The organism is Opitutia bacterium ISCC 52 (genome assembly GCA_014529675.2).
Classification (GTDB): Bacteria; Verrucomicrobiota; Verrucomicrobiia; order Opitutales; family UBA2995; genus UBA2995.
The window spans coordinates 1,581,976-1,604,986 of sequence record CP076040.1; the positions used below are offsets into that span (position 1 = coordinate 1,581,976).

At 47.8% G+C, this 23,011-nt stretch carries 15 protein-coding genes; 9 read left to right on the forward strand and 6 right to left on the reverse strand.

Annotated elements, in window-relative coordinates; genetic code table 11:
• The 3 genes from GA003_06855 (at window position 1) to GA003_06865 (ending at window position 3,839) form a co-directional block, all read left to right on the forward strand.
• Window positions 1-1,362: a DUF1552 domain-containing protein gene (locus GA003_06855; protein ID QXD29684.1), complete on the forward strand. Its 1,362-nt coding sequence runs from the start codon at window positions 1-3 to the stop codon at window positions 1,360-1,362.
• A 150-nt stretch (window positions 1,363-1,512) separates the two neighbouring features.
• Entirely contained in the window at window positions 1,513-2,556 is a 1,044-nt protein-coding gene (locus GA003_06860; protein ID QXD29685.1) for a HAMP domain-containing protein, read from the forward strand.
• A complete protein-coding gene (locus GA003_06865; protein ID QXD29686.1) occupies window positions 2,553-3,839 on the forward strand; it encodes a response regulator in 1,287 nt (428 codons plus the stop codon). The genes GA003_06860 and GA003_06865 overlap by 4 nt, the downstream gene beginning before the upstream one ends.
• A gap of 5 nt (window positions 3,840-3,844) precedes the next feature.
• Here GA003_06865 and GA003_06870 read toward each other — a convergent pair whose 3' ends face one another.
• A complete protein-coding gene (locus tag GA003_06870; GenBank protein ID QXD29687.1) occupies window positions 3,845-5,038 on the reverse strand; it encodes a Gfo/Idh/MocA family oxidoreductase in 1,194 nt (397 codons plus the stop codon).
• Window positions 5,039-5,228: 190 nt separating this feature from the next.
• Between GA003_06870 and GA003_06875 the strand changes: the two genes are divergently transcribed.
• The 4 genes from GA003_06875 (at window position 5,229) to GA003_06890 (ending at window position 14,362) form a co-directional block, all read left to right on the forward strand.
• Window positions 5,229-11,072, forward strand: coding sequence for a PKD domain-containing protein (locus GA003_06875; protein QXD29688.1), 5,844 nt, complete (start codon window positions 5,229-5,231; stop codon window positions 11,070-11,072).
• A 51-nt stretch (window positions 11,073-11,123) separates the two neighbouring features.
• A complete protein-coding gene (locus tag GA003_06880; GenBank protein ID QXD29689.1) occupies window positions 11,124-12,407 on the forward strand; it encodes a xylosidase/arabinosidase in 1,284 nt (427 codons plus the stop codon).
• Window positions 12,408-12,414: 7 nt separating this feature from the next.
• Window positions 12,415-13,878: a sulfatase gene (locus tag GA003_06885; protein QXD29690.1), complete on the forward strand. Its 1,464-nt coding sequence runs from the start codon at window positions 12,415-12,417 to the stop codon at window positions 13,876-13,878.
• A 193-nt stretch (window positions 13,879-14,071) separates the two neighbouring features.
• Window positions 14,072-14,362 carry a YiiD C-terminal domain-containing protein gene (locus tag GA003_06890; protein QXD29691.1) on the forward strand — a complete coding sequence of 97 codons (291 nt, stop codon included), beginning with the start codon at window positions 14,072-14,074 and terminating at the stop codon, window positions 14,360-14,362.
• A gap of 6 nt (window positions 14,363-14,368) precedes the next feature.
• Here the strand turns inward: GA003_06890 and GA003_06895 are convergent, their stop codons facing one another.
• The 4 genes from GA003_06895 to GA003_06910 are packed head-to-tail and all read right to left on the reverse strand — an operon-like array spanning window position 14,369 to window position 19,083.
• Entirely contained in the window at window positions 14,369-15,589 is a 1,221-nt protein-coding gene (locus GA003_06895; GenBank protein QXD29692.1) for an ABC transporter permease, read from the reverse strand.
• Window positions 15,590-15,598: 9 nt separating this feature from the next.
• Complete coding sequence (locus GA003_06900) at window positions 15,599-16,339, reverse strand: ABC transporter ATP-binding protein (GenBank protein ID QXD29693.1); 741 nt, start codon at window positions 16,337-16,339, stop codon at window positions 15,599-15,601.
• Between the two features lie 18 nt (window positions 16,340-16,357).
• Window positions 16,358-17,692 (reverse strand): efflux RND transporter periplasmic adaptor subunit, encoded by a 1,335-nt coding sequence (locus GA003_06905; protein ID QXD29694.1) that lies wholly within the window; start codon window positions 17,690-17,692, stop codon window positions 16,358-16,360.
• Between the two features lie 5 nt (window positions 17,693-17,697).
• On the reverse strand, window positions 17,698-19,083 hold the full coding sequence (locus tag GA003_06910; protein ID QXD29695.1) for a TolC family protein: 1,386 nt from the start codon (window positions 19,081-19,083) through the stop codon (window positions 17,698-17,700).
• 223 nt (window positions 19,084-19,306) lie between these two features.
• Between GA003_06910 and GA003_06915 the strand changes: the two genes are divergently transcribed.
• Complete coding sequence (locus tag GA003_06915; GenBank protein QXD29696.1) at window positions 19,307-20,740, forward strand: GntP family permease; 1,434 nt, start codon at window positions 19,307-19,309, stop codon at window positions 20,738-20,740.
• Window positions 20,741-20,913: 173 nt separating this feature from the next.
• Window positions 20,914-22,590, forward strand: a complete 1,677-nt coding sequence (locus GA003_06920; GenBank protein ID QXD29697.1) for a dihydroxy-acid dehydratase — start codon at window positions 20,914-20,916, stop codon at window positions 22,588-22,590.
• A gap of 32 nt (window positions 22,591-22,622) precedes the next feature.
• Here the strand turns inward: GA003_06920 and GA003_06925 are convergent, their stop codons facing one another.
• Window positions 22,623-22,940: an SRPBCC domain-containing protein gene (locus GA003_06925; GenBank protein QXD29698.1), complete on the reverse strand. Its 318-nt coding sequence runs from the start codon at window positions 22,938-22,940 to the stop codon at window positions 22,623-22,625.
• Between the last annotated feature and the right edge of the window lie 71 nt (window positions 22,941-23,011).

The window sequence follows — 23,011 nt, forward strand, 5'->3', positions numbered from 1 at the left end:
ATGAAATCCCCTAGATCCAATACATCTATTTCACGCCGCAACTTTCTCCGAGGGGCGGGTGTCGCCCTGGCTTTGCCTTGGATGGAATCTTTACCTCTGAGAGCTGCCGAAACAGTAGCACAATCCGCAAGCAAGGTTTCGAACAGTCCTCCGGTTCGTTTTGGTTGTATCTATTTTTCAAATGGAGTGGAGCCCGCTCATTGGTGGGCTAAGAATGAAGGGAGAGGAACAGAGATCGGGCAGGGGCTCACCCCGATCGCTCCCTACCTTAATGATCTGAATTTTATTCGCGGGCTCTACAATGAGCAGGCTGTATTGCACAAGAGTGCCCATCTAGGCCGTGTGCCAAATTTGCTTTCAGGTGCCTGGGTAAGTACGGAACAGAGCGACCTTCGTGTGGGTAAGACCATGGACCAAGTGCTGGCGCAACAAATAGGTCAACAAACACAGATCCCTAGTTTGATTCTTGGGATTGAGCCGACTGAGCTGCGTCTCGAAGACGGCCTGTCGATGCTTTATGGATCTTGCATTTCCTGGACTTCAGATACGAAGCCGGCCATGAAGGAAATCTATCCGGCTCGCGTGTTTGATCAATTAGTCGGTGATGGTAGAGATCGCCGTTGGGACCGCAGTATTCTCGATGAAGTCTTAACGGACGCAAAAGGGCTGAAACGCAAAGTGGGTCGTTACGATCAGGAAAAATTGGATGACTATTTAGACTCTATTCGTGATGTTGAGAAACGGATCGAACATGCAAATCGTGAGCAGCGCTTGGAGGGATGGAGACCGTCTTTGATAGCACCGAATATGGAGCGACCGGCAGAGCAGCTTCCTCAAAATATTCCGGATCACATGAAGCTGATGATGGATCTGATTGTCTTGGCCTTTCAGATGGACAAGACACGAATTGCCACATGCATGTTAAATAATGATTTGTCGCAAATGAATTTCGGTTTCCTCGAAGGAGTGCAAGGTAGCTTGCACCTCGACCTGACGCACAATGGCAAGGATCCTGAGCTTGAGGCAATGTACCTAAGGACCAATCAATTTCACACTCAGCAATTTGCTTATCTCCTCGAACGAATGAAGAATATCGACGAAGGCGGTAGTTCTCTACTGGACAATTCGATGATTATGTTCTGTTCCAACTTATTCGATGGAGACAAACACCAGGCAGATCACATGCCCATTTTACTCGCAGGCCAAGCGGGTGGAAAACTGAAAACGGGCCGTATCCTTGACTATAAGGATTCTGGTGACGCGAATCGAAGAGCGTGTAGTCTTTACCTTTCGGTCATGGACCGTATGGGAGTTAGCTTGCCGCAGTTTGGAGATACCACGCGGCGATTAGCTAATATTTGAAGGTAGTTGGTTCTCCTAGAAGTAAAACTATAGCCGGAATTAAGCTGATTTACTGCTATTCTGGTAAAAAATAATTTAAAGGTACTCCGGGAGGATTTCCTCATTTTAACTTCATCTTAAGGGGAAATGATCATCGGACCGATTTCCCGGTTGGCCACAGTCGCAAATGAAGTGGCTAGTAAAGGTGATTATTCAATGCGAGCACAAGTCGATGGGAATGATGAGGTAGGGGTTCTGACTAGCACCTTTAATGATATGCTTAGCCGGATTGAAGATTCTGATAGTGATTTGCGTGAGGCATACAAACAACTGGAGAGCGAAGTTACAGAACGTGAGCGTCTTCAGGATGATTTGGTGAAAACCTCCCGTGTTGCTTCGGGTATGGCGGAGGTAGCTACCGGAGTATTACACAATGTAGGGAATGTGCTAAATACGGTGAATTTGTCGGTTCACAGTATTGAGGACCAATCAGGAGCCAGCCGTCTAACCCACCTGAGCCAGGTGGTGGATATCTTAGAGTCTCATCAGAGTGCTCTGGCCGATTTTTTAACGACTGACAAACGCGGGATAGCTCTCCCGGGTTTTCTCGCTAAGGTAACATCCTTTTTAAGGGCTGAAAACGAAGAGATGCGAGACGAAGTAAAACGCTTGGTCCGTAATATTGAGCACATTAAGGAGATTGTCTCTACGCAACAGAATTTGGCTAAAGGACTAGGGGTATCCGATGACTTGGATCCCGTTTCAATAGTAGAAGAAGCCTTATCCTTAAATAAGGATATATTTGAAAAGCATAGTATCGAATTAGTGAAAGAATTTGAGGGTGTGCCGACCATTTTAGGTGACCGACATAAAATCATTCAAATTCTTGTTAACCTGCTAACGAATGCTAGGGATGCCATGCAAGTTATTGATACATACCGCAGAAAGATCACCATTCGTATTCAAGTAATGGATTATGAGTCGGTTGGAATAAAAATTATCGATTCTGGTTTAGGAATTAAACCATCGGATTTACCTAACATTTTCCACCATGGTTTCACGACCAAAGCGGACGGACATGGATTTGGACTACACATGAGTGCATTAAGTGCTCAAGAGATGGGTGGTTCATTGAACGTCCACAGTGAAGGTTATGGAAGGGGAGCTGAATTTACACTTTGTATGCCACTCGCAACTGAACCCGCATTAGTATGAGCAGTCTATTAAAACCCAACAGAAGAATATTACTCGTGGACGACAATCCAGCGATCCACGAAGATTTTAAACGTGTACTCTTGAAAGATGATTCCAAAGCCCGAGATTTGGATGCAGATGCAGCGGCTTTATTTGGCTACGAAGAAGAATCGTGTGATTTTGGAGATACTCCATTTGATCTAGATTCAGCTCACCAAGGAGAGGATGCATTAGAGAAAGTTAAGGAGTCGCTGGCCGAAAATAATCCTTATGCGCTGGCTTTTGTAGACATGAGAATGCCTCCCGGCTGGGACGGTTTGAAGACCATTGAAGAAATATGGAAGGTGGATAGCTCCATTCAGATCGTAATATGTACCGCTTATTCAGATAAAAGCTGGAAAGAGATTCGAGATACATTGACCGAACGTGATCGTTGGATGGTTGTGAAAAAACCCTTTGATCAAATAGAGGTCTTACAGCTGGCGCATGCACTTACATCCAAATGGGATTTGAAGAAAGCTACAGAGCTTCGAGAGCAAGCACTTGAGCAGGTGGTGATGTCTCGCACTGAGCAGCTAACGGCTGCACTACAAACGAATTCTGATTTTTTAAATCATGTGAGTCACGAAATGCTGACTCCCATGAATGGTATCCTTGGTTATTTAGATCTCCTGTCTGAACCCTGTGATGAAGATGAAGAAGGTGAGTATGTACAGGAAGCCAAAGGATGCGGTGAACACCTGTTAAGATTGATAAATCAGGTATTGGCATACAATGAAGCAGGAGCTGATGAAGTGAAGCCTTTGGCGACTTCGGTGAATGTGCATGAATGGCTTCCTGGTATAGTCAATGATGCGATTCAGGAGGAGGCGAAAAAGAAGAGTCTAGGTATTTCTATAGATGTAGCCGCTAGCGTTCATAATCACTATCACATGCCGGATAATATTGTGGGCCGTGTTCTGACCATATTGGTAGAGAATGCCATAAAATTTACGCAGTCTGGCACCATTACCTTGTCGGTGGAGCCTAGTGATCAGAATGCTTCCGATTTATTATTCAAAGTTGCAGATACTGGAGTAGGTTTGAGCGAAGAGCAGTTGAAATTAATCAATATTCCTTTCGCCCAGATAGATGGCTCCTATACGAGAAGCAATGATGGGATAGGAATCGGACTTCCTTTGGTTCGTCGGCTATTAGGCCTGATTGGTTCTAATCTTGAGATTGAATCGACAGGCGTTGAAGGGACTTGTGTCTCTTTCTATGTTACAGCGGTTCTCGGAGAACGTATAGATCAAGCGATGTGAAAAGTTTAAGCTAAAGAAAACCAAGCCTGCTGGTTTTTACTGCTCTTAACCGCCTTTTCAACAAATCGGATGCCTGCCATGCCGTCATCGACGGTTGCATACTTCGACCCATCAGCACCTTTGTAATCTCCTTCTTGATACGCGCGAACATCTGATTCGAAGCATCTATGGAGTCGTGCAAAGGCATCGTGAAAGCCTTCACTGTGTCCCCAGGGAATTGTATTTTCCTGTAGTAGTTCAGCAGGCAATGTTCCCAAGAAATCGTCTGCTGCTAAATTTGGGTCCCGGTAGTAGGTCCGTACAGGTTTTTCGAGCGGAGAAACTATTAGTTTTTCCGATTCCTCCTGTGCCCAGCTAAGCGATCCCTTTGATCCAACGACTTCGATTCGTAAGTCATTCTTATGGCCGATTGAAATCTGGGATGCCCTCACCAGCGCTTTACCCCCATTGTTTAGACGGCAATAAGCGGTAAAGTGATCATCTAGATTATCCTCTTCATTTTCGTGCCACTTAAAGAAGCTCTCAAGGTGAGCACTGACAGCTTCAACTTCCAAGCCGGTAATGTAGCGTAGCTGCATTAGTGCATGGGTGCCAATATCCCCTCCGCAATTTGAAATACCGGAAACTTCTTTCCTTAATCTCCAGGTGTTTTCTTTGAAATCTGGATTGCTAGAACGAATCGCCATCCAAGCTTGAAGATAACAACTATCGACCCAACGAATGTCCCCGAGTAAACCAGATCGAACGATGTGGCGTGCAAGACGAGTCGTCCAGTGCCCGAGGTAGGTATGAGCCACACAGAAAGGTATTTGTTTTTCTTGGACTAGTTGACTGAGCGATTGTGATTCCTCGAAGTTTAGGGTGAGAGGCTTTTCGCAGAAAACGGGAATTCCGGCCTCGACAAATTTCTTGGCAGGATCGAAGTGTGCATGGTTTGGCGTCTGAATTAATACGTAGTCAACGCGTTCACTGATCGGCTTGCGTAATTCTGCTTCCAGCATTGCGTTGTAGTTTTCGTATCCCTGGATCGGATACGGCCATGTCTCTATTGCTTTTAAGGCTTTTTTTGGATTGGAAGATAGAGCTGCACAGCTCACCTTTCTGGTGCCATCCATAAATATCGCTCGTTGATGTGCGTTGGTTATGAAGCCTTTGTTTCCACCTATGAGTCCAATATTTAAAGGTCGATTAGTTGCCATGTAAGTGTTGAAGGATGGGGTAGGAGTATGCCGTTTCAAGAGCAATAGACCGAAATTAGCGAACGTAAACCAGCTTTGATCCATAGTTTTGGGGTAAATCAAAAGCCAATCATCCAAATTTTTGATGGTCTAGCATGATTACTAGGCCATGCTTCATTCCAACTATCCCAAGTATTTCCCTCGCCCTTTTATGAAATTCCGACCTTTTGCTGCTATTGTCGTATGTCTGGTGATGATTGTATCTTCATGGGTCGTATCTAGGTGGGCGGATCCTGAGGGGAATACACAAAAGGTGGATGGGCCTGGGGCTAATAAAGATATCTCGCTGAATGATGAATCATCGCATCATTCAAGTTCGCCGCCTTTAAGTTTAGCTTCTTATTCGATGGAGTCTATCCATGACTTTGAGGAATGGGTTCAAGGGTTTGTCGAATCCGAGCCTGGCGATCGGGACACCTTGATTGAAATGGGGGTATCCATCGCAAAGTCTCGACGGGCTGAGATGAAGGTGCTTATCCGGGAGGCTCCGGAATATGCACTGGGCCTGGCTCTTCCGTATAACCTTAGAAGGCCTTTACCTGATGTCGTAATTGCAGAGTTGGAAACTCCTATAAGCACCCATGCCTCCTACGAGCTTTTGGTGTATTGTCTAGACCCCGATCAGGAGGAAGAAAGGACGGAACGAATTGCAACTTGGGGTAAAGATGTATTTGAAGTTTTCACCTTTGGGGATCGACTCAATGTATCGACAAAAAATCACTTGTCTCTTCATGGGATTGCGATTGATGAAGTGATTGCCATGGATGATAATCCTGTTCGATTGCTTACAGAAACGGAAGCTATAGATTTGGATATTGCTTTCGAGAATGTTGCACTTGTTGGAGATCAGTATTATTCGTTCAAGAGCGAAGACGACTTGCAGAGGTTAAGTGAAATTGTACAAGCAGACGAGCGTGCTCTTGGGCCATTTCCTACCAGCAAAAGACTAGCACTTCAGGATAACGAAGTCGAAGGGCTCAGTCGGGTCCTGTTAAATGGCTCTTCTGGCGGAGCTGATTTTGAGCTTCCGGAGATGGAATCCGAGCACACGGAAGGTCCAAAGAAAATGCTCTACATACGGGCACGATTTTCTAACCAGGATGCCAACTATGAACCCAACAGTCTTGCGACCGTGATGGAGCGTCAGGCGGATTGTGAAGCTTACTGGTTTGAAAACTCTTACGGTAAATCGAGTCTGACCACGACCTTCACCGATGTGATCACGCTTCCCAACTCGGCTACCTACTATGCCGATCTTACGTCGGGTCGTTTAAATGCCTTGTTTAACGATGCGCTGCCACTGGTGAAAGCAGCGGGTGAGGCCAAGGGGCTGGACTGGGACGAAGCCAACTATGATTTCTACACGATGCTCACAACGGGCGGCACTTGGGGGTACGCTGGGGTGGCTGGTGTGGGGGGAAGACGTTCGCATCTTAATGGTGCTGGGTCATCCAATGTCCGAACGGCTTCCCATGAATTTGGTCATAACCTGGGTCTGCGTCATGCCAACTACTGGCGAACCGATTCTACATCACCTATAGGTAGAGATAGTATTCCTGGAGGTTATGTCGGAGATGCCGAACGAGACGAACGCATCGAATACGGTCACAAGTTCTCCGTGATGGGTGCCCAGAACGGCGGTGGTGACTTGAATGAGGGTCGTGGACACTACACGACGGGTGAGAAAGTCTTTCTCGATTGGTTGGTCGCGGACGACAATGATTGGGTGAGTATCGATCAGACGACTCCGGAGCCTATCCGGCTTTATCGTCATGATGTGGAGTCCGAATTTTTTGCTAGCATGACTTCAGGCGTTCCTCGAGCGATCAAGATCAATCAAGATTCGGGTGATTACTCCGAAACAAACAAGCGCCGCTATTGGTTAAGTTACCGTCGATTGCCCACCAACGGAATTGCTGAGGATTGGCTGAGGCATGGACTAGAGATCGACTGGCAACGGGAGAATTATGGAGGTGACGGATCTATCCAACTGGATATGACACCGTTCAGTCGTGACGATACGAATATAAACCCCAATGCAAGGAGAGACAATAACGATAAAGAAGATGGAGCGCTCATCATTGGCCGAACCTATAGCGATGAGATTGGCGACATTCATTTTACCCCCATCGCACAAGGAGGGGAGAACCCGAACGAATGGATCGATGTCCTTGTTCATCTCGGGACACAGGAAAACAATCAGGAGCCTGTGATCGAAGCTTTTTCTGCTTCTGTCTTAGAGGTAGGGCTTGGCGAGCAAGTTGATTTTTCTGTTAATGCCGAAGATCCTGACGGCGAAACTGTTTACTACGCTTGGACATTTGGAGATAATGCCATGGTGGTTGAGAGCCTAAATTCTGCCACAGCTTCAAAAAGTTGGGATTCGAATGGGTATTATCCAGTTAGGGTTACCGTTTCAGATGGTAAGGGAGGAACAGATACGAAAGAGATTATAATTAGAGTCGGTACTGTTCCTGATAGCTTTTCCATTTCGGGCCGTGTTATTCATGCCGGACTCCCTGTTGAAAATGCACGGGTGAATATTGGGGGTAATGTGCAGGCCTGGACGGATGGCAGAGGTCGCTACACACTACCTGGAGTTCGCTGGACTAGCAATTTGGTGTCCGCTGCAAAAGCAGGGCTGAGCTTTGAAGCACAATTTACCAACCCGGTTATTCTTTCTCCATTTGATGCAAATGGGAGAGATTGGATTGCCTTGGAAAATGGGAAAGGGACGGGATCTCTTCAATTGGCGATAACTCCCTATGAAAGTACGATGCCATTGGGTGCGATATTGGCCCTGAAGGTGTTTGCCTGGAATGAAAGCGGGGAGTCCGTCACTACCAATCCAACTTGGTCTGTATCTGGTGGTGGGACGATCGACCAGGATGGAAAATACACCCCGGAACAATTTGGTGGACCCCATACCATAACGGCAATCCAAGGAACTTCAGAGGCGGAAGCGTTTGTTTCGATTGAAGATGTCAAAGGCGTTGGAATTGTTTCACTAACTCCACAACTGTCTGAAGCGAGTGGTGAATCTGGAATCTTCCAGATACGACGTTATGGAAGTACAGAAGGGGTACTTCGTGTTTATTACAGTTGGGGCGGATCCGCTACCAACTTGGAAGATTATAATGGGTTGGTAGACTTCGCCGATATTCCTGATGGAATGACCTCTGTAGATGTGATGGTTGAACTCATAGACGATGCGATTGCTGAGTCTTCGGAAGAAATTTCTGTGACCTTGAAATCGGACACTGCCTACACGGTGTATTCTGCTGAGGCCGTAGCTACTATCGAGATTCTTGATGAAGGAGATCAAGCTCCTCTGATCGAGATTACTTCGCCCACAAGATCAGTTGCCATGGTACCGGAAGGTGTGGGGCTCTTGATAAGTGCAAATGTTACGGATGACGGTTTTCCAGATCCTCCTGGAGAAACGACCGTTGCCTGGTCAGTGGTTGATTCGCCAGTCGGTGGAGCCGTTGACTTCTCCTCGGCTGGCAACAACGAAAGCGTGGCTAAATTTAGCAAGTCGGGATTTTATAGAATTCGTATTGAGGCCAGTGATGGGATCAATTCAAGCAGTGTGGATCTCGGTGTGCATGCAGGTTTGGTTGCTGGAACCAATCCTTCCTCGGAAGCAGAAGTTGTGTATTTGCCGATAAGCTTAGGGGCAGGTCTTGTGTTGGAGGACGCACGTGGCGGAGATAACAACGGGACCTTCGAAGGTGGGGTCAGTTGGGAGAATGCTGAGGCCGGTGTTTCGGATGTGGCTATTTATCTCGATGGAGTCGATAGCCAGATCAATATAGAAAACGCCAACGAAATAAACCTGATAGACCATCGGGCTCGATCGATATCTCTTTGGTTTAAGGCGGAAGACCCTCTGAAATCTGGTAAGCAAGTTATCTACGAAGAAGGGGGTGGTATTCGCGGGCTCAACTTTTACTTGGAAAATGGGCTTCTTTATGTTGGAGGTTGGAATAGTGGCGGTAGTGGATGGGAAGAAACTTATTTTAGTACTGAGTTAACGGATACAGAATGGCATCAAGTGGGTTTGGTGCTTGACGCTTTGGAATCCAATGATGCACAGCCTGAGGCTTTTCGAGTCTTTCTGGATGGAGTGGAATTTGCCCGTGGAACGGCTGCTCCGCTGGATGCCCACAGTGGCAATATCGCTCTAGGTGCGAATCGTGGAAATACCCGCTATCACGATGGTAATAGTTCGGGGACTGAAGATCGATTTGCTGGGTATTTAGATGAGTTTCATTTGTGGAACCGTGTATTGAGCAACAGTGAGATGGGACAACTGTTTGGAGTGGGTTATTCAGGCCCTCAAGTGTCTCTGGCATCCATTAAATCGTTCAATCGGGCCGTTGTTATTCCTGAAGCAACGGGGCTTTTAATATCGGTGAATCAAACTGACGATGATGTACAAAATGATTGGACAGTGCTTTTTCCTGGTCAAGAGGACTCCGTGGAGTTTGTAGATGGCGGGCAGGGACGCAGTTTGGTTTCCTTTTCGGAGCCGGGCTTTTACGGTCTTCGGCTTTCTGCTGACGATGGGCGGCAAAAATCGGCGATCGATCTGAACATTCATGCTGGGATCAGCGAACCTGGATTATCTTTATCGGAACAAACGCTGTACTATTCGTTGGATGAAACAAGTGGTACGTTCATTCAAAATGGAAACGAAGGCTTCGATCCTGGTGAATTATTTAACGGGGCAAGTTTGTCGGATACAGGCGATGGCATTTCAGGTGCCGCGTTGATCTTCGATGGGGACAATGATTATTTGCAGATCCCTACGTCGGGGGGCATGGGTACTGATCCAGTCAAACGATCACTATCCTTCTGGCTTAATCCATCTGAGAATGCTTCTGGGGAAGAGGAAATGATATTTTTTCAGCGAAGCACCTTGAGCGGATGGAGCCTGTCGATTAATGAGAGTTTATTATCTTTGGCTGCTTGGAACAACCGTGAGCCTAGCTGGGGTGCTATTCTCCAAGTTTCTCTACAGAGAGATATGTGGAATCACGTTGTCGTTGTCTTAGATGGGGAACAGAATCAAATAGTTGAAGAGGGAATTCGTTTCTATCTCAATGGTGTGCTTTGCGAATTTAGCGAAGCTGGGAAATTGGACAATGTGAACGAAATCGCCTGGTTTGGTGCGATAGCTGAAGACGGACCGGTAGAACAAGCTTATGCCGGTATGATAGATGAAGTGCATCTATTTGATGGATATGCTCTTTCCATTGAAGAGGTCGGTCGTTTATACGCCTTAGGCAATATAAGTCCACTGGTGGATGCCGGAGAGGATATTCAAGGAATTTCCGAATTGGAAATTTCCTTAAATGGAAGCGCGACGGATGACGGTCGCTGGGAAAGTCCCCTGAAGTATGAGTGGTTATTTGCAGGACGACCAGGCGCTGGGTCGTTTAACCCTGGGGACTCGCTAACTACTCAACTGGAATTGAATGCCGGGGGATCTTATCCGGTGGCCTTGGCCGCATTTGATGGTCAGGTGACAACCTTCGATACGGTTACAGTCAGTGTCGATCAGCCGACTTATTTCGATTTATATATGGATAGTTATCCTAACTTGGAGGGAGCCGAACGGGACTACCTATCTGATCCAGACTTGGATGTATGGACGAATGTGGAAGAATATGGATTTGGGGGTTCACCTGATAGTTCCGATACCTCTTTCCAGCTTCACATTCGTTCCGAGCTAGTTCGAGAAGCGGGACAACTGTTTTTCGAATTTCGTTTTCCTCGAAGGCAGGATGCTGGATTACGTGGGCTGCGCTACGACCTCGAGTTTTCAGAAGACTTGTCCGCAAATTCTTGGATGGAAGAAAGTTATTCTGAGATGAGCATTTTTCCGATTGATCAAAATTATGAGGAAGTAAGAGTTCGTTTGGAGCAGGCAATGACGCCTTCTACTACACCTTTATTTGGGCGTGTGAGAGTTTTATTAAACGAATAAGAATAATTTGTGCGTTACGTTTGAAATGATTTATGCGTACATTCCCATAAGATGATTCGGCCATTAATAGTAGTTTTTGCATTTGTACTCGGTTCAGTTTCACTATTCTGTGCGGATGAAGTTCGGGTTCCTTACCAAGGTCCTTCCAAGTCAGGCGTCGATACGAGTACACTGACCGGAAAAGTCATGTGTGGATATCAGGGATGGTTTAATGCGGAGGGAGACGGTGCAAATTTAGGTTGGACTCACTGGAGCAGGAATAGATCTGAACCGTTTGCACCCGGCAATGTTACGGTGGATCTGTGGCCAGAGGTTTCAGAATACAATCAGGACGATTTGTTTGAGACAGGATTTGAATTCGCCAATGGAGAAAAAGCCAAAGTCTTCAGCTCTTATTCGGCAAGCACCGTGAATGTTCATTTTAAATGGATGCAGGAGTATGGAATCGACGGTGCCTTTGTGCAGCGATTTGCCAACGGAGTGTCGGATCCGGAGAAGCGGCATCATAAAGATGTCGTTTTGTCTAATGCAAGAGCAGCCGCCAATCAGCACGGTCGAACCTACGCGGTGATGTACGATTTGAGTGGGCTTCCTTCAGGAGGTGTAGATCGCGTCCGCAAGGATTGGCAGCTACTGCGTAGTAAAATGCATATCACCAAAGATCCTGCCTACCTTCACCATAAGGGTAACCCTGTGGTCACGGTTTGGGGTGTGGGATTTCATGGTGGCAGCAAACCACGCGCATATTCGTTGGAAGAGTGCCGTGAACTGATTGCTTTCCTGAAAGCTGATGGTTGCACTGTTATGTTGGGCGTTCCTGCGGGTTGGCGATCTCTGGATCGAGATGCGATTGATGATAAGCAGTTTCACGAAGTTCTGCAAATGGCCGATATTGTGAGTCCTTGGACACCTGGGCGCTACCGGGATCTTGAAGGCATATCTCGACATGGAGAACGCTATTGGAAACCCGATGTAAAATGGACCCAGGGTAAGGGACTCGATTACCTGCCCGTAGTGTTCCCTGGATTTAGTTGGCACAATCTAAAAGGAGCTGAGTTGGCTGCCATACCTCGATTAAAGGGTCAGTTCCTCTGGTCTCAGATCGTTGAGGCGAAACGATCTGGTTGTGAAATGATCTACGTTGCCATGTTTGACGAGGTGGACGAGGGGACTGCTATTTTCAAGTGCACGAACAATCCTCCTAATGCGAATGGAACATCATTTTTGACTTATGAGGGCTTGGTGAGTGACTTCTATCTTCAGCTTACAGGGAAAGCAGGAGAGCTACTCCGCGGCGAATTGCCCTTGAGCAACAATCTGCCCATAAGAAATTAACGATCCTATGAGAAATCAACTTAAGCAATTCCTGGCGGTGTGTTTGGCAATGGCCGCATCCCACTTATATGCCCAAGACCGACCTAATGTATTGTTTATCGTTTGCGATGATCTAAACACGCATGTTTCGACGTCCGACTACCCTTACATTTCGACTCCTGCATTCGACGAGCTGGCGGAAAACGGCATGACCTTTAAGCGGGCGTATTGCCAGTATCCGGTTTGTGGCCCGTCGCGGGCTTCATTTTTGAGTGGGCTTTATCCTGAGTCCTCCGGCGTGATTAATAATACGGCTGACATTCGTGATGAAAGACCCGGCACGCTTACTATGCCTCAGGCATTTAAGGAGCAAGGTTACTGGACTGCGGCGACAGGGAAGATTTTTCACAACTCCAAGGTTGATCCCGGCGAAGCAGTCTGGGATGAGCGGGCCTTTTATACGAATGACGAAATGCCGCTTGAGAAACAGGCACGCAAAGAATTCGAGGCAAAGCACGGATCTATCGATAAGAGAGAGAACAGACAGTTGTGGAAAGAATTCCTGCTCAGTTATGCACCTCAGACGATGAATCAAGAACCGGGGTGGGGGCCTTCAGGTCTCACCGATGAACAACATCGTGATGGAAAGAATGCTCAGCAAGCTCGCGAGTGGATTCAAAACGAGAGTTATGGTGACAAACCGTTCTTCATGGCGGTGGGTATTCATAAGCCTCATGTTCCGTTTCTCGCACCCGATAAGTATTTTGAAAAGTATCCAAAGGAAGGGCTGACGTTTGGTAAGCCACCTTCTAATTTCTGGGACACCGTGCCGAAGAGCTCTATCTCCAAGCGGTACGAAGGATTTGGATTCGAGTTGGGTGTTGAAAAGGATGATCTGCGACGTGAATACATGCAGGCTTATCACGCCTGTATCAGTTTTATTGATGCACAGATTGGATCTATTTTTGAAGACCTGAAAGAAAACGGGCTCTGGAAAAATACCATTATCGTTTTAACTTCCGATCATGGTTACCAGTTGGGTGAACATTTCATGTGGGGAAAGGTGACCTTGTTTGAAGTTTGTAATCGGGTCCCTCTTCTCATTCGTGTTCCAGGGCAGACAACGGCTTCCTCTTCTAGTCAGGGCTTGGTAGAACTGGTCGATCTCTTTCCGACTTTGGCCGATCTCTGTGGGATTGATACTCCTGCTTACCTGCATGGGCAAAGTTTGGTGCCTATGCTCCGTGATCCCAATGAATCTGGAAAAGAGGTCGTCTACACGATTGTATCGCGTGGCAAGAACCTGGGGAAAGCCATCCGTACAGATCGATGGCGCTATTCCAAATGGGCTGATGGAGAAGAATTGTATGACCTTCATAAAGATCCTGAAGAACATCACAACCTCGCCAAGTTGGAAAGCTATCGCAACACCTTGGGAGAGGTCCGGAGATTGTTAAACGATAAGCAGAGAGAAGCGGTTCAATTTCGCTGAATTGAAACCTTTCGTTCAATAAATGGTGCCGGTCATGGTCATTGCTTAAGCAAAGAGATCTATGGACGTCACTTGGCTCCTCTTTAATTGGTTCTTTGGAATCCAACAGTGTGAATCAAAGGAAGATGGTATCTTCGAATGAGTCTCTGATGAGAAATACCTCAATCATCTGAAGACGGTACATGCCAGTGCTTTGTTTGCCTTGGCTGAAGCTACGAGCGGTCAAGTTCCTCCAGATCAATTGAAAGAGGATGAGGATGCATTATTTCCCGCTCTTAGGCGCACTGAGATGAAATACAGAAAACCTGCGCAAGGTGCCGTTTATGCAAAGGCGATATTCGATGCTGAGGCGTGGAAGCTCTTTCTCGAAACCTTAGAACGAAGAAACCGAGCGCTTATGTCGATCCAAGTGGATCTCCTGGCTCTAGAAAACGTCTTGGTTGCGACCGATACTTTTGAGTGGTTTGTGGCCAAAACCACTTAACAAAAACTATTCGTGTCTCAAGGCATCGATCGGATCGAGTCGCGATGCCATGAACGCGGGATAAAGGCCGAATATTACACCGATGGCCGCAGAGACACCAAGGGATACTCCAATGATCCAGGTCTTGACGATGGTGGTCATGCCAAATTTGTCCTGTACGATATCGCACACACCATAGGCGATGCCGATACCTATAGCTCCACCCGCGACACTTAATACCACGGCCTCGATGAGAAACTGTGTTAGGACGTCGGTTGATCTTGCGCCGACAGCTACTCGAATACCAATTTCGCGCGTACGTTCAGTAACAGAGACCAGCATGATATTCATAATGCCAACTCCACCCACCAGCAATGATACGGCTGCCACAATCGTAAGAAAAGTGGTCATAGTCTCAGTGGTCGATGTAAAGGCTTCGGTAAGTTCCGATTGGCTGCGCACACTAAAATCATCCTCCTGGCCGTCGATCAGTTTATGGGCCAAACGTAAGGTTTGGGTGACCTCCTCTTTGGCTTGCTCCATTTGGTCGACATTGATGGCGCTTACGTAAATTTGACTGACATATTGAGAATCTCCGCGAAGCCGAAAGGCGGCAGTGGTTAACGGGACCAGCACCGTATCGTCCTGATCCTGGCCACCGGAGCTCTGTCCCTTGGCTTTCAATACACCGATGATTTTAAAAGGGGTTTTTTGAATACGTATCGTTTGTCCCACGGGGGCTACCCCTCCATACATATTTTCCACGACGGATGCTCCTAGAACAGCTACTTTGGTTTTTGCACGGATGTCGCGTTCAGTAAACATGGTTCCGTCCTCAATTTCCCAGCTCTTAATGGTCAAATACTCCGGGTCGACACCTTGGACGGAAGTAAACCAATTAGTTCCACCGCCGATGACTTGTCCGCTTGCTGTGACGATGCCGGAAACGGCCATCACGAGGTTGCATTGTTCGCGGATGATATCTGTATCTTTGATAAAGAGTGTTCTGCTGCTGCCGGCGCCTCTCCGGATTCCGCCCATGGAATTGGAGCCGGAACGGATCATGAGCAGATTAGTCCCCAGTGAATTAATTCGCTCCTCAATGTTTTGCTGAGCACCATCCCCAATCGCACGCATGACGATCACCGCCGCTACACCGATAATGATACCGAGCATGGTAAGGATACTCCGTGTGCGGTTCTTAAGCAGACTGCCTTGGGCGATGGCTAGAAGTTTAAATATTTTCATGTTTCGTGCTTAAATTCCGATTACACCGGAGAATTCCTCCAGTTCTTTGCGGGCATTACTGCGATCTGTGATTTGGGTGTCCCGGACAATGAGACCATCTTTCATTTCCACGCAGCGTTTGGTGAACATGGCAATGTCGGGTTCGTGAGTTACCAGGACAATGGTTATCCCCTGATCATTGAGTTCCTGAAATAGTCCCATGAGATCGAGGGAAGTTTTAGAATCCAGGTTTCCAGTGGGTTCGTCCGCCAGGATCAGAGCCGGATCATTTACCAGGGCGCGGGCTACTGCTACCCGCTGTTGCTGACCGCCTGAAAGTTGTTGCGTCTGGTGATCCATCCGATCGGCCAGGCCAACGCGCTCGAGGCATTGTGCGGCTTTTTTATTGGGACTGACTTTAGATCTTTTTCGTTGGTATACCAGGGGCAGCTCAACGTTTTCCAGAGCCGAGGTTCGAGATAACAAATTGAAACCCTGGAAAACGAACCCGATTTTCTCATTACGGATATTGGCTTGTTGGTTGCGGGAGAGCTTGTTCACGGCGACTCCATCAAGGAGGTAACCGCCAGATGTGGGCTTGTCCAAGCAACCAATGATATTCATGAAGGTTGATTTACCGGAACCCGACGCACCCATGATACTTACAAACTCACCTGGATCGATCGTGAGGTTAACCCCGCGTAGTGCATGAACCGGCTCAGCCAGTTCGTAGGTTTTCTTTAAATCAATGGTTTCGATGACATGTTCCATAAGGAAGTCTGAGTAAAATTAAAAGATTCCTCCACCGCGTCCACGACCTCCAAATGGATTTTGCGCTCGAGTCGCTGCTTCTGAAGTGGATGGTGTCAGTACTTTGGAAATGATTTCTCTACCTTCAGGAATCTCTTCGTCTCGTAGAGGCAAAACCTCGGTTGTTATGCCGTCTGTAACTCCGGTTCTGACCATCATCATCTTCAATTCTCCTGCATCATCTTTATACCAGATCGTGCCGATCGCTGCTCGGCCGCCTCCTCCTCGTTGACCTCCACCGAATCCGGCTCCGCCTCCTCCGGCAAACCCTTCTGGGCGTTGTCTGCGTTGTCCACCATCACCGCCTTGGCCACGCTGTCCACCTTCGCCACCACGACTTGCTTGACGTTGGGCTAGCATCTCCTCGCGAAACTTGGCTTGTACTTCCACCATTTCGTCGCTCATTTTCAGACTGAGAGCTGAGGCAGGAACACTTAGGACTTCTTCCACTTCATCGACTACAAAATCGAGTGTCGCAGTCATGCCTGGAAGGAGTAGGCGCCTTGGGTTTTCTGTTTCGACTACTACGGTGTAATTAACTACGTTCTGAATAACCGTTGGTTGTAGTCGGATTTCGGTTACAGTTCCTGTAAAGTTGCGCTCAGGGTAACTGGCTACGGTAAAACGGACTTCCTGATCTTTCTTGATTTGGCCGATGTCGCTTTCATCCACATTGGCCAGGATTTCCATGAGATTCAAATCCTCTGCAATGATAAACAGACGAGGCGTATTGAAGCTTGAAGCTACTGTTTGCCCTTCTTCGACATCGCGGTTGATGATCACTCCGCTGATAGGAGCTCGGATTTCGGCGAATTCGCGGTTTCGTTTGGCGCGATCCACTGAGGCTTCAGAGCTCTTCACATTGGCTTCTGCCGTTTCTTTGCCGATTTCGTAATTGAGGAAATCATCTCCTGAAAGGAAGCCTTTATCATAAACAGGCTTGAACCGCTCGTATTGGATCGTGGCTCTTTTGAGATTGGCTTGTTGGCGCGTCAGGTCGGCCTCTGCGCTTTTGACCTGGGTATCGAGGGTGCGAGGATCGATAAGTGCGATCAGGTCGCCTTCCTCGACGGTGTCATTAAAATCTTTATAGACGCCTTCGATGACACCAGAGACCTGACTTCCGATTTCTACGAGCTCCCGCGCTTCCAGAGAACCGGTGGCGGTTATCATGTTGAGAATGTTCTTTCGCTCAATCTTGGCGTAGTTGTAATTCTCTGTGGTCTCGCTCGTTTCTTCTTCTTGAAAGTAGAAACGATATCCACCGTAGCCGACGCCACCGAGCAGGATGATTATAATAATGAATTTTTTCATGGGAATTACTGTGATTCGGGGACTTGGGTATTCAGGCGATTAATCAGAAAGTTTTCGAGTGTTCCATCCTGGAGGGTAATATCCAGGCGGTTGGTAAAGAGGTTGAACCAGGATTCTTCAACCGCGACTGCTGCATCGAGGCGATTGGATCGGAGAGAATTTACATCCAGCAGGGTGGCGGCACCGGCATCGAATCGTGCCAGTTCAGCTTCCAGGGCGGCACCTGCAGAAGCCAATTGTTCTTGGGAAAAGGAAAGTTGTGCCTTGGCGGTATTGAAGTCTAACACGGCCTGTAGCAGGTCGGTGCGTGCATTCTGTTTTAGATCCACCATGTCGAACTTTTCCTGGCGGAGCTGAATATTAGCTCGGGCCACGTTGGTTTCGGTTCTTCGGCGATCGAAAATCGGAACGGAGAGGGTAAGACCTCCGGACACTTCAGGTTCCCGTTTGAAAAACTGACTGCCGAATCCAGCACTACGGTTCTGACTGGCATAGTTGGTTCGGAGATTGGCCGACGCACTCACCGTTGGCTTTTTTCCTGACTCAGCGATCCGGATACTCTGATTGGCTGCTTCGATGCGGTACTCTTGTGCGAGCAGGTCAGGACGTTTGATTATCCGGCTCCAGGATGATTGGACGTCGGGATCGGGCAAGTAATCTGTGTTTCCCCAACCGCTATTGTCGATATCGAGGAGAATATTGGTTTCGGGTGGGAGTAAGAGAAGCTCTTTTAGGAAATATAGACTTCTTTGGTGTGCCTGGCGGGCCTGGGCGAGACGACGTTCGCTGTCGGCTACCAGCGCGCGTTGGCGAAGCACATCTGCTTCAATCCGAATCTCGTTTTCATAGCTCACCTGGATTAACTCAAGGTTTTCCATCCTGGAAGCGAGCTCCTCAGCCTGGATCTCAATTTCCTTAAAGCGCAGGATGGCTTCCATGTAGCGGAAAATCGAATTGAAGAGTACAATCTGCTTAGATCGATTCAAGTCTTGTAGGCTGGCTTCCAAGACTGATTGGGCTTGGTTGATCGCGGCTTGTCGGGCTCCACCATTATAAAGCACCATATTGGAATTGAGGCTACCATTCAGAGAGCGAGAGGTATCGGCATCTTCCCAAACGGGCTCACCATCTTCGCCAAAAAAGCGAACTGTGCCTCCTGCTGATCCGGTGAGGTTGGGTTTCGAATCCGCTTCCTCGAAGGCTAGGTCGTTTTCTCTTAGTTCTACCTGCAGTTTGGATCTCTCGAGGCTCAAATTCTGGTTCAAGGCCAGGGAGATGACATCGGACAGGGCAAGCGTTCGAGTCTCAGCGTTGGCAATCTGGGCTTCTTGTCCATGGGCGCAGATGCTCAATAACAGAATGCAATAGGAAATGAGAATAGGTTTAGGCATAGGGTATAGCCGAAGGTTCGAGCTGTCGGAATAACGTTACGCTTTGAAATAAGGTTTCACTTTAATGGGAAATAAATGGATTTTTTGATGTTTGTGCTGACTAGGGTCCGAGTATTCAGATTTTCATTGCGCCGAAGCCCCCGAAAATTCACCGTTTTAGGCCTATACCCCGCTGATCGATACTTCAGATCCGCACTCCGTAAAACTCACTCCATATCCATCTATGCTTCTTGATTCGTTTCTTGTTTTTGGTGCATCTTCCTCCTGGCCGTTTCTAGTATTGGCTGCCGGTATTATTTTTGTGGTTCTGGCCATTGGTGTATTCCGTTTTCATGCGTTTGTCGCGCTGATTTTGGCTGCCATTCTTGTCGGTGTGCTATCCAGCTCGCTGCCAGGTGAAGGAAATCACGTTATTAAAGCGATCGAGCTTTCAATGGCCGAATTTGGTTCCACGGCTGGAAAGATCGCCTGGGTGATCGGTGTGGCGGCGATTATTGGTTTGTCCTTAATGGAGAGTGGGGCTGCCGACCGGATCGTGCGTGGACTCATCGGAGTGATGGGCGAGAAACAGGCTGGGTGGGCCATGATGGTTGCCGCTTTCTTCCTCTCGATCCCGGTATTTTTCGATACCGTCTTTTTCTTAATCATCCCCTTGGCTCAGGCCCTGGCATTCAGACTGGGGAAACGATATGTTTATTTTGTGATGTGCGTATCGGCTGGTGGTGCTTTGACTCACGGCTTGGTGCCACCGACTCCGGGGCCACTGGTTATGATCGAGACCCTTCAGTTAGATCTTGGCTTCGCCATGGTGATGGGAATTGTCTTGGGTCTACCCGCGGGTGCGTTTGGTGTTTGGTTGGCTGGCCGGATGGACAAGAAACTGAATCTTAGCCTCCGCGAAAGCCCCATGGTCAAAATCGCTGACCTGGAAGAGATCGTTCATAAAGATACCAGTGATTTACCTCCTTTTTTTGTTTCTATTCTTCCCGTTGTCTTGCCGGTCTTTCTGATTGCTCTCTTTTCCAGTGTGAAAGCGTTTGGTGGCGAGAGTGATTCCGCTTTGTATTCAACGATTGAGGTCCTGGGTAATAAAAACCTGGCGATGGCAATTGGAACGCTGATTGCGATTTGGTTGATGGCTTCGAGGCGCAAAATCAACATGCAGAAACTGTGGTCTGAGATGGATGCGCCCATTGCTGTGGCCGGAACCATTATTCTAATCACGTCAGCTGGGGGAGCTTTTGGTGCCATGATCCGTCATGCTGGAGTGGGGGATGCTGTAAAATCGGTGATGGAAGGTTCAAATATTTCCCTCCTTCTACTGGCCTGGATCATCGCGATGGTGATGAAAGTAGCACAAGGCTCTGGGACCGTTTCGATGATCACCACCTCGAGTATTATTGCGGCGATTATCGGTGTTGGAACGGGGGAAGTAATGGAGCTGCCTTATCACCCTGTTTATCTGTTCGCGATCATTGCCTTCGGTTCAAATGTCGGATCCTGGATGAACGACAGTGGATTCTGGGTGGTCTGTAAATTGAGTGGGTTTACTGAGAGCGAGACGCTTCGAACGTGGACTGTGATGCTGGCCTCCCTGGGTGTATTCGGTTTGATCGAGGTATTTATCGTAGCGAAGATTTTGCCGTTTAACGGTTAATTTAAACATATCTGTAGGAGCTGCTTGTTATGTTGGTGTCGCGTTGCTCAAAACTGCGCTTCGCTGGTATATGTGTCGTCGTATAGCTCCTCGGTAAGCTGCGATTTTTCACAAGTTATGGATCGCAGCCGAAGCAGCTCCTAGGTTTTATAGCAAAAAGTATTTTAAATTATATGAGTAACGACAATTTGAATTGGAAGAGTCGCGAGTTAACCGACGGCGAGAATATTGGCATCCAAGCTTTTTACTATGGTTTAGGCTGGGATCAGGATGATTTTCAGAAGCCACAGATTGGCATCGGGACCCCATTGCATGAGATCAACTTGTGCAATATGCATAGCCATGAAATTGGGGAATCGATCAAGGAAGGGCTGGAAGGTTCTGACATGCATGGGTTCCGGTTCGGTGTTCCCTCTGTAAGTGACAATATCACGCAAGGGCATGGTGGAGGTAATGCTTCGCTACCTTCACGCAATGTCATTGCTACGAGTACTGAAATGGTGACGACTTCGCATCGATTTGATGGATTTATCGGACTTCATCATTGTGATAAAAATGGTCCTGGCTTCGCTCTGGCTCTGGTGCGAACGAATTTACCTGGCTTCATTCTAAGTGGTGGCACCATTAAGCCGGGATGCTTGAATGGAGAGGATCTCACGATTCAGCATGTTTACGATGAGCAGGCAAAAGTTGAAGTCGGTAGCTCTACTCCTGAAAAGTTGTTGGCGGTGGTAAAGAATGCCTGCCCTGGAGCGGGTGGCTGTGGAATCGCCGCTTCGTTTAATACCTGGGGATTGGCCATGGAAGCTATTGGCTTGATGCCTCCTTTCAGTTCCTCGAATCCAGCGGAAGGAGAGGAAAAGCGTGACGAATGTCGTCAGACCGGTGAATGGATGAAATCCATCTTACTTTCAGGGAAGCGCCCCAAAGACATCGTTACCAAAGCAGCTCTACGCAATGCCACCGCCATGATTGGAGCCTCTGGTGGGTCCACCAATGGTATCCTTCATCTGATGGCTTTGGCAGCTGAAGCAGGGGTGGATTTCGGGTTACGGGATGTGCAAGCAATTCTACGTGATATTCCTGTCTATTGCAATTTTGCTCCCCGTGGTCGTGGAACTATGATCGATCTTTTTAAGATGGGTGGCACGCCTATGCTGATAAAGCACTTCATTGAGATGGGTGTATTGGATGGTTCGGTACCGACGTTGTTTGCTGAGTCCCTGGCTGATCAAGTAAAGGATGCGCCAGTTGTTCCTGAAGGAAATGATTTGATTGCTCCAGCTGGGCAGCCCTACAAATCGTTTGCCGACATGCAGATCTGTTTTGGAAGCTTAGCACCTGATGGCATTGTATTCAAAGTTTCAAGTCGGGCCGATCCTGTCTTCGAGGGCACCGCAATTTGTTTTAATGATGTCCCTTCCTTAGTTCAGGCTGTGACAGATAATAAAATTCAGCCAGGACACGTGGTGGTCCTTCGTGGTATGGGGCCGGTTGCCATGGGTATGCCGGAAGTGCTTGTCGCGACCTCTGCATTATCGACTCCTGAGTTGGACGGCAAGGTGGCCTTTGTATCGGATACTCGTGTGTCAGGCGTATCTCATGGAGCGATTGGAGTTCACTGCGCTCCTGAAGCAGCAGTGGGAGGCCCCATTGCATTTGTTCAGGACGATGAGCCTATTCGAATCGACCTTTTGAAGGGCGAGATCGATTGGCAGGGAAAGCCTGAGGGTAAGCCAGGCGGAGATTTCAAACCCTACGATGGGCCTCGAGTGTATTTGCGCGAATTTGCCAGTAGTGTCGCTCAGGCCGATCACGGATGCGTCAATAAATCGTTGATAACCAATTAATAGGGGCTCTATGACGCCTCCTTTCCAAGTCTCTAGCCTTCAAAGAATTTTTCGCAATGATTCAAGCAGGTAGTCCAACCATCGCGGTGATCGGCGACCGTAAACTCTGGCAGTTCATGACGAAGAATGATTTCTGTGCCGCCGTCTACTTTTGAAAGTTCAAAGCTGAGCACACTATGGTCTATAAAACCCTCCGAGCTCCAGGTCATGGAGAGTTTCCTTGGCGGATCAATCTCCAGATATTTTCCTTCAGGGGCATAGGCAATCTCACCGTCGGGACGAATCATTTTAAGGACATATTTACCTCCGGGTCGAAGATCGTATTCAACCTTTGCATGTCCTTCGTCCATGCCGGTCTTGAAGGATAGTATTTACGGAGAGATTGGGCAGCTCCTCATAGCCCATGATCGTTTCAAAGTAG

Bases quoted from the DNA above. Each gene is read 5' to 3' on its own strand.
- GA003_06855 (QXD29684.1), top strand. From the start codon at position 1: ATGAAATCCCCTAGATCCAATACATCTATTTCACGCCGCAACTTTCTC.
- GA003_06865 (QXD29686.1), top strand. From the start codon at position 2,553: ATGAGCAGTCTATTAAAACCCAACAGAAGAATATTACTCGTGGACGAC.
- GA003_06870 (QXD29687.1), bottom strand. From the start codon at position 5,038: ATGGCAACTAATCGACCTTTAAATATTGGACTCATAGGTGGAAACAAA.
- GA003_06875 (QXD29688.1), top strand. From the start codon at position 5,229: ATGAAATTCCGACCTTTTGCTGCTATTGTCGTATGTCTGGTGATGATT.
- GA003_06880 (QXD29689.1), top strand. From the start codon at position 11,124: ATGATTCGGCCATTAATAGTAGTTTTTGCATTTGTACTCGGTTCAGTT.
- GA003_06885 (QXD29690.1), top strand. From the start codon at position 12,415: ATGAGAAATCAACTTAAGCAATTCCTGGCGGTGTGTTTGGCAATGGCC.
- GA003_06895 (QXD29692.1), bottom strand. From the start codon at position 15,589: ATGAAAATATTTAAACTTCTAGCCATCGCCCAAGGCAGTCTGCTTAAG.
- GA003_06900 (QXD29693.1), bottom strand. From the start codon at position 16,339: ATGGAACATGTCATCGAAACCATTGATTTAAAGAAAACCTACGAACTG.
- GA003_06905 (QXD29694.1), bottom strand. From the start codon at position 17,692: ATGAAAAAATTCATTATTATAATCATCCTGCTCGGTGGCGTCGGCTAC.
- GA003_06910 (QXD29695.1), bottom strand. From the start codon at position 19,083: ATGCCTAAACCTATTCTCATTTCCTATTGCATTCTGTTATTGAGCATC.
- GA003_06915 (QXD29696.1), top strand. From the start codon at position 19,307: ATGCTTCTTGATTCGTTTCTTGTTTTTGGTGCATCTTCCTCCTGGCCG.
- GA003_06920 (QXD29697.1), top strand. From the start codon at position 20,914: ATGAGTAACGACAATTTGAATTGGAAGAGTCGCGAGTTAACCGACGGC.
- GA003_06925 (QXD29698.1), bottom strand. From the start codon at position 22,940: ATGGACGAAGGACATGCAAAGGTTGAATACGATCTTCGACCCGGAGGT.